The organism is Peribacillus sp. R9-11 (assembly GCF_031345095.1).
Classification (GTDB): Bacteria; Bacillota; Bacilli; order Bacillales; family DSM-1321; genus Peribacillus; species Peribacillus butanolivorans.
In genome coordinates, this window is the sequence record NZ_CP133763.1 from 1,705,822 (window position 1) to 1,718,587 (window position 12,766).

Annotated in this window: 11 protein-coding genes; 10 read left to right on the forward strand and 1 reads right to left on the reverse strand. The window is 40.3% G+C overall.

Features of this window, described 5'->3' with window-relative positions; genetic code table 11:
- Window positions 1-48: 48 nt before the first annotated feature.
- The 5 genes from RE409_RS08270 to spoVE all read left to right on the forward strand — a co-directional run bounded on the left by RE409_RS08270 (window position 49) and on the right by spoVE (window position 7,284).
- On the forward strand, window positions 49-1,971 hold the full coding sequence (locus RE409_RS08270) for a stage V sporulation protein D (RefSeq protein WP_201181533.1): 1,923 nt from the start codon (window positions 49-51) through the stop codon (window positions 1,969-1,971).
- Window positions 1,972-2,129: 158 nt separating this feature from the next.
- Window positions 2,130-3,602: a UDP-N-acetylmuramoyl-L-alanyl-D-glutamate--2,6-diaminopimelate ligase gene (locus tag RE409_RS08275; RefSeq protein WP_201221483.1), complete on the forward strand. Its 1,473-nt coding sequence runs from the start codon at window positions 2,130-2,132 to the stop codon at window positions 3,600-3,602.
- Window positions 3,603-3,690: 88 nt separating this feature from the next.
- Window positions 3,691-4,668, forward strand: a complete 978-nt coding sequence (gene mraY, locus RE409_RS08280) for a phospho-N-acetylmuramoyl-pentapeptide-transferase (protein WP_053345236.1) — start codon at window positions 3,691-3,693, stop codon at window positions 4,666-4,668.
- On the forward strand, window positions 4,669-6,021 hold the full coding sequence (murD, locus tag RE409_RS08285; protein ID WP_201181531.1) for a UDP-N-acetylmuramoyl-L-alanine--D-glutamate ligase: 1,353 nt from the start codon (window positions 4,669-4,671) through the stop codon (window positions 6,019-6,021).
- Window positions 6,022-6,177: 156 nt separating this feature from the next.
- Window positions 6,178-7,284: a stage V sporulation protein E gene (spoVE, locus tag RE409_RS08290; RefSeq protein ID WP_083450687.1), complete on the forward strand. Its 1,107-nt coding sequence runs from the start codon at window positions 6,178-6,180 to the stop codon at window positions 7,282-7,284.
- A gap of 83 nt (window positions 7,285-7,367) precedes the next feature.
- On the opposite strand, the gene RE409_RS08295 is transcribed toward spoVE, so the two are convergent.
- A protein-coding gene (locus RE409_RS08295; RefSeq protein WP_201221481.1) for an IS3 family transposase occupies window positions 7,368-8,701 on the reverse strand; the annotation gives its coding sequence in 2 pieces (ribosomal slippage) (window positions 7,368-8,329 and window positions 8,329-8,701; 1,335 coding nt in all).
- 423 nt (window positions 8,702-9,124) lie between these two features.
- On the opposite strand from RE409_RS08295, the gene murB reads away from it, so the two are divergent.
- From murB to RE409_RS08320, 5 genes are all read left to right on the forward strand, one after another.
- On the forward strand, window positions 9,125-10,033 hold the full coding sequence (gene murB, locus RE409_RS08300; protein ID WP_309558813.1) for a UDP-N-acetylmuramate dehydrogenase: 909 nt from the start codon (window positions 9,125-9,127) through the stop codon (window positions 10,031-10,033).
- 138 nt (window positions 10,034-10,171) lie between these two features.
- A complete protein-coding gene (locus RE409_RS08305; RefSeq protein ID WP_201181529.1) occupies window positions 10,172-10,954 on the forward strand; it encodes a cell division protein FtsQ/DivIB in 783 nt (260 codons plus the stop codon).
- A complete protein-coding gene (locus RE409_RS08310; RefSeq protein ID WP_201181527.1) occupies window positions 10,941-11,633 on the forward strand; it encodes a DUF881 domain-containing protein in 693 nt (230 codons plus the stop codon). The genes RE409_RS08305 and RE409_RS08310 overlap by 14 nt, the downstream gene beginning before the upstream one ends.
- Before the next feature lie 41 nt (window positions 11,634-11,674).
- Entirely contained in the window at window positions 11,675-12,385 is a 711-nt protein-coding gene (locus RE409_RS08315; protein ID WP_053345242.1) for a DUF881 domain-containing protein, read from the forward strand.
- Window positions 12,385-12,750 (forward strand): small basic family protein, encoded by a 366-nt coding sequence (locus RE409_RS08320; protein ID WP_053345243.1) that lies wholly within the window; start codon window positions 12,385-12,387, stop codon window positions 12,748-12,750. The genes RE409_RS08315 and RE409_RS08320 overlap by 1 nt, the downstream gene beginning before the upstream one ends.
- Window positions 12,751-12,766 lie beyond the last annotated feature (16 nt).

A 12,766-nucleotide genomic window follows, 5' to 3' on the forward strand; every position in this document is an offset into this window, starting at 1 on the left:
TAGACAAGCATATATATTGAAGCATGTATGAAATGGAGGTGCCTGTTTTTGCGTGTTTCAAATGTTACGGTCCGAAAAAGGCTGGCAATCGCATTGGCAGTAGGTCTCATTGTGTTTTTTATCATTGATATCCGCTTAGGGATTGTTCAATTTTATCTTGGGGACAAGTTGACCGGTTTGGCTAAGGATTCCTGGAGCAGGAATATTCCTTTCGAGGCCAAACGTGGTGAGATTTTAGATCGGAATGGTGTCGAACTGGCAACGAATATATCAGCACCAACAGTATATGTCATCCCGAGACAGATTGAGAACCCCGGTGAGACGGCGGAACAGCTGGCTTCAATATTAGATATGACGAAGGAAAAAGCTTATCAATGGTTAACGAAACAGGCGATGAGTGTCAGAATTCCGGAAGGTAGAAAGATATCTCATGAAAAGGCGAAAGAAATTAAAGCATTAGGGATAAAAGGCGTGTATATCGCCGAAGATTCAAAGCGTCATTACCCATTTGGGGAATACCTCTCGCATGTGCTTGGCTTTACGGGTTCGGATAACCAGGGATTGATGGGAATTGAATTATCCTATGATAAGGAGCTAAGTGGGGAAAAAGGATTTGTGAAATTTTATTCAGATGCCAAAGGGAAAAGGCTTGAGAATATGGCAGATGACTATAAGCCGCCTGTTGATGGAGATAACTTGAAACTGACGATTGATAGCAGAATTCAGACAATAGTCGAACGGGAGCTCGATAATGCAGAGGCGACTTATAATCCTGATGGTCTTATTGCCATTGCGATGGATCCTAATACCGGGGAAATATTGGCGATGTCGAGCAGGCCGACTTTTGACCCAGCTAATTTTCAAAATGTACCCTCTGAAGTGTATAATCGCAATTTACCAGTTTGGAGTATTTATGAACCGGGTTCGACTTTTAAGATCATCACCCTTGCTGCAGCGCTTGAGGAAGGGAAGGTCGACTTACAAAATGAACACTTTTACGATTCCGGGCATGTGGAAGTCTCAGGGTCCACGTTGCATTGTTGGAAAAGGGGAGGACATGGAGACCAAACTTTTCTAGAAGTTGTTGAGAACTCATGTAACCCTGGTTTTGTAGAGCTTGGTAACCGTCTTGGCAAAGATAAGCTGTTTAAATATATTAATGATTTCGGTTTTGGACAAAAAACTGGAATTGATTTAACAGGAGAAGGAAAAGGAATCATGTTTAATATGGATCGGGTAGGCCCAGTTGAGCAGGCAACAACTGCGTTTGGACAAGGTGTTGCTGTAACACCTATTCAGCAGGTCACAGCGGTTTCGGCAGCAGTTAATGGAGGAACATTATATACACCTTACATTGCAAAGGAACTGGTTGATCCAAAAAATGGCGATGTACTAATGAGAAAGACCCCCCAGGCGAAAAAAAGGGTGATTTCAGAAGAAACTTCCAAGAAAGTCCGTGAAGCACTTGAATCCGTTGTTGCAAAAGGAAGCGGTAAAGGAGCATTCGTGGAGTCGTATCGGGTCGGTGGGAAAACGGGTACTGCCCAAAAAGCGGAAAATGGCCGATATTTAGAAAATAATTTTATACTCTCATTTATTGGTGTCGCTCCGGCGGATGATCCGCAAATCGTCGTCTATATAGCGGTTGATAATCCTAAAGGAACGGTTCAATTCGGTGGCGTTGTTGCCGCACCAATCGTCGGAAATATCATGGAAGATTCATTAAGAGCCATGGGTGTAAAGCCAAGGAAAAACCAGATTGAAAAAGAAACGCTCTGGACGGACCCTGTTATGATCGAGGTACCAAATGTTGTAGGTATGAGCAGGAAAGAGCTGCAAACCCAGCTCATTGATCTTAAACTTGATATAGCCGGTAATGGGGATAAAGTCATAAATCAAGCTCCGGATGCAGGGGTTAAAGTAAAAGAAGGCTCTACAATAAGAATTTATCTTGGCGAAAATACAGAATAAGTATAAAATAATATATGATTAGTTAAGGCGGCTGAAGAATCATCAGCCGCTTTGTTTACGGAGTCGTGTAAACCCCGTATAATAAAAATTGGTTTCTCGACAAGCCAAAGTTAATCACATATAATGAATCCTCAAATTAAGTTGAGAGGGATGGAAAAATGAAGCTTCACAAATTACTATCTTATTTACACTCCTTATTTAAGTATGAAGGAGAAAATCCTGAGATCACCTCCATTGAAAATGATAACCGTAAAGTCAAAGACGGAAGTTTATTTGTTTGTATAAAAGGTTATACAGTCGATGGTCATGATTTTGCCCAATCAGCTGTCGAACATGGAGCTTCGGCAGTGATCGCCGAACGGCCGCTTGACTTGAATGTTCCAGTAATTGTAGTCCGTGATTCAAGCAGAGCCATGGCAGTCCTTGCAGATGCATTTTTCGGCCATCCGACCCAAAAGTTGCGCTTGATTGGAATTACAGGTACGAACGGCAAAACGACGACCAGTCATTTACTTGAAAAGATTTTCGAGGATCAAAAGGAAAAAACAGGATTGATTGGCACCATGTATACGAAAGTTGCTGACAAGGTGTATGAAACTAAGAATACGACGCCAGATAGTGTTACGTTACAGAAAGCTTTTCATGAAATGACCGAAGCAGATGTCTCAACGGCTATCATGGAAGTTTCTTCACATGCGCTTGAGCTTGGGCGTGTCCACGGATGTGATTATGATATTGCCGTTTTTACAAATTTAACGCAGGATCATTTGGATTTCCATAAAACCATGGACAGATATAGGCAGGCAAAATCATTATTTTTCTCCCAGCTTGGCAATGCCTACATAGAAAATCGTCCCAAATATGCTGTGCTTAATGCTGATGATGCTGCAACAGATGATTTCATCAAGGTGACCGCTGCTACAGTTGTTACATATGGAATTGACAAAGAAGCTGATATTAATGCCAAGGATATAAAGATTGATGCAAAAGGCACAGCATTCACCTTGACTGCAGGTAAAGAAGAGCGTGAAGTTCAGCTGCAGCTAATTGGTAAATTCAGCGTCTATAATGTTCTAGCAGCCATTTCTGCTGCTCTATGCGCCGGGAACGATTTGGATGAGACCATAAAATCTATTGAGGAAATAGAAGGTGTTGCCGGCCGTTTTGAGCTTATTTCGGCGAATCAGGATTTCCCGGTCATTGTTGACTATGCTCATACTCCGGACAGTTTAGAAAATGTTTTAAAGACAGTCGGGGAATTTGCTGAAAAGAAAATTTTTGTAATAGTGGGCTGCGGTGGAGATCGTGATAAAACAAAGCGTCCAATCATGGCTGAAATAGCTTGCAGATTGGCGTCTGACCCTATATTCACTTCAGATAATCCCCGTAGTGAAAATGCCGCCCAAATCCTGAGGGATATGGAAGCTGGTGTAGCTGGTAAAGAATATACGGTTATCGAAGATCGCAGACAGGCAATCGATTATGCTGTTTCCAAAGCCAAAACAGGCGACGTTATCTTAATAGCGGGAAAAGGACATGAAACGTATCAACAAGTCGGTGACGAAGTACTTCACTTTGATGACCGTGAAGAAGCAGAAAAAGCGATTCAAAGAAGGTTGGGTTCAGTCTGAATCATAGATATTTGACCCACCGGACAAACATGAAACGACAACAAGTAGAATTTATATTTGAATTGTGTTAGGAATGAGGGAGTAAGGAATGTTGGAACAAGTAATTTTTTATACAATTTTGGTGGCGTTTTTAGTAACCGTTCTTCTATCGCCGATTTTTATCCCGTTTTTAAGAAGATTGAAATTCGGGCAAAGTATTCGGGAAGAAGGCCCACAATCACATCAAAAGAAAACAGGAACACCTACTATGGGCGGACTGGTTATATTATTATCGGTGACCATCGCTACATTAATAATGACTTTTAAATTTTCGGTACCATCTACCGAAACGTATTTATTATTATTCGTTACTTTAGGATTTGGTTTATTAGGTTTCTTGGACGATTTTATCAAAGTGGTCATGAAGCGGAATCTAGGCTTGACTTCGAAGCAAAAACTATTGGGCCAAATCGTGATATCAGTCATTTTTTACTTCGTCTTTAAGCAGACAGACCGTTTTAATCCGGAATTGACGATTCCTGGTACTGATTTTGCGATTGATTTTGGCTGGTTTTATCTCTTTATCGTGATTTTCTGGCTAGTCGGTTTTTCTAATGCCGTCAATTTGACGGATGGGCTTGATGGACTTGTCTCAGGTACGTCTGCTATTGCTTTTGGTGCTTTTGCAGTACTAGCTTGGAGTCAGTCACAATATGATGTTGCTATATTTTCTGTAGCAGTTGTCGGTGCTGTTTTAGGTTTCCTTGTCTTCAATGCACATCCTGCAAAGGTATTTATGGGGGATACAGGGTCCTTAGCTCTTGGGGGAGCGATTGCTACCATTGCCCTGTTAACTAAACTTGAAATACTGCTGGTAATCATTGGTGGCGTCTTCGTCATTGAAACGCTATCGGTCATTTTACAAGTAGGATCGTTTAAAACCACTGGAAAGCGTATTTTTAAAATGAGTCCGCTTCACCATCATTATGAGCTTTCTGGCTGGTCGGAATGGCGCGTCGTCGTGACTTTCTGGACAGTAGGGCTACTGTGTGCGGTACTTGGAATCTATTTAGAGGTGTGGATATAATTGAAAGAGACTGTAAAGTATTCAGAGAAAAAAGTATTGGTATTAGGATTGGCGAAAAGCGGAGTGATGGCAGCTTCGCTTCTACATAAATTAGGTGCTTTCGTGACGGTTAATGACATGAAGCCATTATCAGAAAATCCGGAGGCGCAGGGGCTTCTTGAACAGGGAATCAAAGTCATTTGCGGTAGCCATCCGATAGAACTGCTTGATGAAGGATTTGAACTGATTGTAAAAAATCCAGGAATTCCCTATCGAAATCCACTTGTTAAAGGTGCTTTGGAAAAAGGGATTCCGGTTATCACGGAAGTTGAACTTGCCTATCAGATCAGTGAGGCTCCTTTCATAGGCATCACGGGTACAAATGGGAAAACGACAACGACAACGTTGATTTTTGAAATGTTGAAGACCGGTGAAAAATCACCACTTATTGCTGGGAATATTGGGACGGTTGCCTCTGGTGTTGCTGAGAAAGCAAAATCTGATGACGCGATTGTCATTGAATTATCATCTTTCCAGCTGATGGGGATTGAGGAATTCCGTCCTGAAATCTCAATCTTGACGAATTTATATGATGCGCATCTGGATTATCATAGCTCCAAGCAGGAATATGCTGAAGCAAAGGCTGCGATTACGAAAAATCAAATAGCTTCAGATTTCATGATCTTTAATGCAGATCAAGATGCTGTTTTGGCTATGGCAAATAAGTCCAAGGCCGAGCTTGTACCATTTTCAACTGAAGTAAAACATGAGAATGGAGCATATGTCGAAGATTTTGCTGTCTTTTTCCGAGGGGAAAAAGTGATTGATGTTTCAGATATCGCCCTTCCTGGAAAACACAATTTGGAAAATGTGCTCGCGGCAATTTCAGCGGCCAAACTTAAGGGTGTTGCTAACGAAGCTATTCAAAAAGTATTAAAAACGTTTTATGGTGTAGAGCATCGTCTGCAGTTTGTGGCGACGGTTGAAAATCGTAAATTTTATAATGATTCGAAAGCCACAAACATTCTTGCTGCCTCCAAAGCTCTAACATCATTTACAGAACCTGTAATCTTATTGGCAGGCGGGTTGGATCGTGGAAATGAATTTGACGAGTTAAAACCTGCTATGAAAAATGTCAAAGCCGTGATTACGTTTGGTGAAACGGCAGAAAAAATTGAACGGATAGCCAAAGAAATAGGAATAACGAATATAAAACGTGTCGATAATGTAGAAAAGGCCGTACCGGCTGCTTTTGATTTATCAAATGAAGGCGACTGTATTCTCCTCTCCCCGGCTTGTGCAAGCTGGGATCAATATAAAACTTTTGAGCAAAGAGGAGACATGTTTATGGAGGCCGTGCATAAACTGAAATAAGAGCTTTCGCAGAAGGAAGTGAACCTGCTTCTACGTTGACATCTTGGAAAAAAGCGATAATGAGCCGTTATCGCTTTTTTTTTGACTAAAGTGCTGACAAGCAATCAGCATACATGTTTTATATTCGTACAGGCTCGAAAAACTTCCTAGAGGTGGATGTCCGTGCCATTAAAAAAATCCAATCCTGATCTCATTCTCATTATCGTCACCTTAAGTCTCTTGACCGTAGGTTTAATCATGGTTTACAGCGCGAGTGCCATTTGGGCGACTTATAAATTTGATGATTCCTTTTATTTTGCAAAAAGACAGCTGCTGTTTGCCTGTGTTGGGGTTATAGCAATGTTTTTCATCATGAATGTGGATTACTGGACGTGGCGAACTTGGGCCAAAATCCTAATCATCATTTGTTTCATTATGCTACTGGCTGTCCTGGTTCCTGGTATCGGAATGGCGAGAAATGGTTCTAGGAGCTGGATTGGTGTAGGGGCCTTTTCGGTTCAACCATCAGAGTTCATGAAGCTAGCGATGATTGCTTTTTTAGCTAAGTTTTTATCTGAACGGCAAAAGTTGATCACCTCCTTTAAAAAAGGGATGCTCCCATCTTTGGGCCTTGTATTTTTAGCATTTGGACTAATTATGTTACAGCCCGATCTTGGGACGGGAACGGTCATGGTTGGAACATGTATCGTGATGATTTTTATTTCAGGAGCAAAAATCAGCCATTTTGTTGGCTTAGGGTTAATCGGGGTACTAGGTTTTGTTGGTCTGATTTTGTCGGCTCCGTACCGGATAAAAAGGATCACTTCGTTTCTGGATCCATGGGAAGACCCTTTGGGGAGCGGCTTTCAAATGATTCAATCGTTTTATGCAATCGGACCCGGGGGATTGTTTGGTCTCGGTTTGGGCCAAAGCCGGCAGAAGTTTTTCTATTTACCAGAACCACAGACCGATTTTATTTTCGCAATACTTTCTGAGGAACTTGGCTTCATCGGAGGCTCGATGATTATCTTGTTATTTTCGCTTATGCTCTGGCGGGGCATTCGAATCGCTCTTGGTGCACCAGATTTGTATGGGAGCCTTGTAGCGGTGGGGATCATTGCGATGGTCGCCATTCAAGTGATGATCAATATAGGTGTTGTCACTGGTTTGATGCCTGTTACTGGAATTACCTTGCCGCTTTTAAGTTATGGGGGTTCATCCCTAACGCTCATGCTGATGGCCATCGGTGTACTACTGAATATTAGCCGCTATTCAAGGTTCTAACCATAATAAAACATGTGTTATATCAAAAGGAAGCCCTGTTCAAATGAACTGTGCCCCATTTTACGGACAGTATAAAAAAGTGCCTAAGCGGCTAATAAGTGGTCCCGGTATTGTACCGGGGCCATTTTCTTTAGCCCCCATTGATAACGATGTTCATTATATTCTTCAATAACTCGATCAATTTCTTCCTTCACATCCGTTAAATTAGTACATGTTTTATATTCTGCCAAATCCTTAAAGTGGCCAAAGAAACTTTCCATTGGCGCATTATCCCAACAGTTTCCCTTGCGGGACATGGATTGGGTTATCCCAAGTTCCTTCACTTTGCGTTGAAATAGCGGATGGGTGTAATGGAACCCCTGGTCAGAATGAAGGATTGCACTCGGGTGGAACTCGTGACACACAGCCTGCTTTAGCTTATTTAAAGTCTCGTAAGCGATATCCATTTCTAATGAAGTAGATAAATGGTACGTAACGATTTCTTTTGTGGCGGCATCTTTTACGCAGGATAAATACGCTTTTTGGCCTTTCCCATAATAAAGATAGGTAATGTCAGTAAGCAGGACCTTCCCTGGCACCTCCTGATTGAATTCACGATTAAGGAGGTTTGGACAAGTAAGGTGCTCCTTGGTTGCCTTGGCCATCTTCCGATACGGGTTGGCCCTTCTGATTTTCGCTAGGAGATTATATTTTGTCATCAACCGTCTGATTTTCTTATGATTCATTACGGCCGAGTAGTCATTCTCCATAATCATTTTGATTTGGAGGGCGCCTACTTTTTCCTTTTTACTGATGAAGATATTTCTGATCAATTTTATGTCCAATTCATCCTGTTCTTCACGAAGCTCACGGTAAGGAGCTGCCTTTAACCAATCATAGTAGCCACTTCGACTTACACCAGCCAATTTGCATAGATAAGAAACAGCCTTCTTTAATTGGTGTATTCTGATCGTCCTTTCAATCAGATAGAACTTCTCAGCAGCAGTTAGAATCATTTCTTTTTCAGAGCCTGCCTTTCTAGCTCTTCCAGCTTTTTTAGGAAGTCATTTTCTGCTTCAAGGAATTTGATTCTCGCCTCGGCCTTCCTAAGTTGATCCTCTACAGACTGTGGCTTGGAAGTGGGGCGTCCTGTACTTCCTTTTCCACGGCGTTCCGTAAGGAAGCCTTCCTCACCAAACCTTTCAAAGGTACTACGCCAGCGCTGTAGACAACGTTTGGGTTGTTTCTTTCCAATTATTTCGAGATTAATTCCCTGGTCAATGAAAATTTGAGAGGGGGCTTTCCCCTTTTTATATTCCTTAACAGCTTTTGTCTTAAATTCAGGACTATAGGAAATAGATCGCTCGGAAGCACTAATGATATTTGGATTCTTTTCAAGTTCTTTAATCTGAAATTCAGTATATATATTCTTACTCATAGAAACCCTCCGTCCATACTCATTACATCTATTGAAACATAAAAAAACCCGGATAAGGGACACTTTTTTATGTGTGTCCGTTATCCGGGGTATAGTTCACAAACAGTAGGCTTCCTTTTTTATTCTTTAGCTGAAAACCGTTGTGGGGAAGATAGTAGCGGGTACATTGATGCAATTTAGAAATATCTGAAATGCTACATAAAAATTACCATGTATGAATGTTAGGGATTCTATAATAAATATTGGCAATACGGCTTTGTTTAGACTATAGTATAAGAGGGTTAGGCCGCATTGGCGCTTACTTCTGCTCATATTTCTGCTTTTAAATAAAAGGTGTTATTATTTTTGTATAATAAGAGACCTCGTAGGGTGAGGATATGAAAATTATAATTTGGAATTTTTGGAACAACAAGGAGGTTTATCATGAATAAAATGATAAAACAATTAACAGAACTGCAAATCGGCAAAGTTCTTGAACAGGAACCACTTGCGAATCATACAACTATGAAAATTGGGGGACCGGCTGATTTATTCATCGTGCCATCATCCATTGAAAATATAGAAAAAACGATGCAGGTCATCAAGGAATATGCCACACCTTGGAGAGCGATTGGTAGGGGCTCGAACCTCTTAGTCAGCGATGGCGGAATTGAAGGTGTAGTGCTGAAATTGGGCAAAGGACTTGACCATCTTGAGATAAATGGCCCGGAGATTAAAGCAGGGGCTGGTGTGTCTCTTGTTAGCTTGTCTGTACAAATTAGCAAAAAAGGATATGCAGGTCTGGAATTTGCCAGTGGAATTCCTGGCTCAATTGGTGGAGCGGTCTATATGAACGCTGGTGCACACGGTTCCGATATGAGTGAAATTCTAAAGGAGGCGCATGTTCTGTTTGAAGATGGAACGTTGGCCTGGCTTTCTAAGGAGGAAATGGAGTTTTCTTATCGAACTTCAATACTTCAAAAGAAAAAACCAGGAATCGTACTGGAAGCCATTTTTCAACTAACTGAGGGAAATAAAACTGAAATAGTAGAAAGAATGCAGAATAACAAAAACTATCGTAAGGATACCCAGCCGTATAATCTACCATGTGCCGGGAGCATATTTAGAAATCCGCTGCCACATCATGCAGGGAAATTAGTGGAGAATGCTGGCCTAAAGGGACACTCCATTGGTGGAGCACAGATTTCCCCTATGCATGGGAACTTTATCGTTAACACAGGAAATGGAAGTGCAGCAGATGTTCAAGCATTGATACAGCACGTGAAGGACACTGTGTATGACAAGTTTGAAATTGAATTGGAAACCGAAGTGGAAATAATCGGACGGAAATAAAAGAAGATTTATTTTTCATATCCAAATATTGTGGTATAATGTGTTACCTGAAAAGTATAGTAATAAGTTTTTCTTAAATTTGTCATGATTTAATATAGTGTCAAAAACCATCCATTTTTTCAGGAAGAGGTGAAAGGGATGGAAAAGGGGAAAATCGTTTCTATTGAGGACCGCATCCCGAAACTAAAACAATTAAGAAAAAGTAAAGCAAACAGACGACTTGTTCTTTTGCTTTCCCTTTTCTTCATTCTGATTGCTTGTGTGTTATATTTCTTATCCCCTTTGAGCTATGTTCAATCCGTGCAGGTAGAAGGGAATCGTTATATTACTTCTAAGCAAATTGTTAAATTAAGTGAAATAAAGAAGGATCGAAGTATTTGGAAGGTTGATACAGGATCAACAGTAGCAAATATTAAAAAAAATCCGGAAATAGCGAGCGTTAAGGTTACACCTATATTTCCCAATTCTATAAAAATTACAGTTTCTGAACATAATAGAATGGCGTATCTATCCAATGATGGGAAGTTTTCACCTATTTTGGAAAATGGTTCTGTTTTGGAAGAGTTAGCAACTGGTGAAATTCCAGTATTTGCCCCGGTTTTAATTGGCTTCAAAGAGGGTAAAGCATTAAAGTTGCTTTTAGAGGAGTTGGACAAGCTTCCTGTCGAGATTCAGAACGCTATATCGGAAATCCATCATGCTCCAACTAAAACTGATGGTTACCATATCGTAATGTTTATGAATGATGGATATGAAGTAAGTGCTACAAGTCGAACTTTATCCGAAAAAATGATTCACTATCCATCGATTGTCAGTCAGTTGGATCCGAAGGTAAAGGGTGTCATTGATCTAGAAGTCGGTTCTTATTTCAAAGCCTATAAACCTGCTGAACAAAAGGAAGACACTAATGAGGAAAATTAATAGCAAACAGGTGATTTTATCCCTTGTTAGTGTTGTTCTAGGATTTATGATTGCCTTTTCTTACAATTTAACGAAAGATGGTCAAGGAGTAGTGAAAGATAAAGCGTGGGATCAAGAATATGAACTCAGGCAGCAATTAATAGAGCAAGAGAAGCAGAACCGGGAACTACAGAAGGAACTCCTTCAAAAGCAAGCAAAAGTATCCAACATAGAAAAAGATTTAGCACAGGAAAAGCAGCTGTTTTTCAATCTAGCAAAGGATACCGAGAAATATCGGATGTACCTTGGAAAAGTGAAAGTGAAAGGTACAGGCCTTCAGGTAACACTTGAAGATGGTTCCGATATTGATTCAGAAGCCAATGTGAATAATTACCTGGTTCATGAACAGCACGTCTTCAAGGTTGTCAATGAATTATACATATCAGGGGCAGAGGCTGTCGCGATTAACGGTCAGAGGCTAGATCATGATTCGTATATAGTCTGTAATGGACCTGTGATTACAATCGATGGTCATCAGCACCCTGCTCCATTTATCATTTCGGCGATTGGGGACCCCGATATCTTAGAGGCTTCCTTAGATATACCAGGTGGTATAAAGGAACAGTTGGTTAATGAAAATGTTATTTTTACTATGGAAAAGCAAAAGAAAATCATTTTTGATCCAATTATTGGAGGGTGAATAATCGCCGGATTCGATGAAAGATTGGTGAAACACTGGAAATGAGAAAAAAGCTATCTTTTAGTTTGATTACTTTGATTGCTGGCTTCATGCTTGCTATTCAATTCAATTTGGTAAATCAGCCAGTAGTTTCTGATACCAGAGATATGTGGCAACTGAAAAATGATTTATTAAAAGAACAGCAGTCCCAGGTTGAATTATTAGAGAGTATTAGTAAGCTTGAGGAGAAAATTGCATCCTATGAAACAAAGAAAAATGAAAGTAAAGAAGAATTATTGCGTGAAACACTTTCTGAATTTAAGACTGACGCAGGTTTGACTGAGATAACGGGAAAAGGAGTCAGTGTGTCTGTCCAACCTATAAAAGAAGGTCTCCTACTTGGTGAGAAGATAGAGTATATTTCCCCTGTATTATTAAGAAGGCTCATTAATGAAATGTATATGTTTGGCGCAGATGAAATTTCCATTTCGGGACAACGGTACATTTCTACATCAGTGATTCGTGATATTAATGGGAAGCCAAAAGTAGACGGATATTCGCTCACTGATTACCCGCTTGAAATACAAGCCCTAACCGTTAATCCCAAAAAACTAAAACAGCGTATTCAAGGTTCTGAACTAATGGATGATTTCTTTATAGATAATTTTGAAGTTCAAATTACAACTCCATCTAGTGAACTGACATTGCCAGCATATCAAAATACGATTAATGTGGAACACATGGAGCCCATTATAGATGGAGGGGAATCGTAATGTGGCTTCCAGTTTTTGGACTGTTAATTGGGATTACCCTAGGCTTTTTGGTGGATTTTGATATTCCTCATGAATATTCAAATTATCTTTCCATTGCCGTCCTTGCTGCTTTTGATACCTTATTTGGAGGAATACGGGCACATTTGCAAAATCTTTATGATGAAGTTGTATTTGTAACGGGATTCTTCTTTAATATTGTTTTAGCCGCAGGTTTGGCTTTTCTAGGTGTACATCTTGGTGTAGACTTGTATTTAGCCGCAATCTTTGTGTTTGGCGTTAGACTCTTTCAAAATATCGCACAGATTAGAAGAATATTAATTGATAAATGGTCGATTTCACGGAAAAAACAGAAAAAAAATCTATAATTTTAAAGGGAATTAC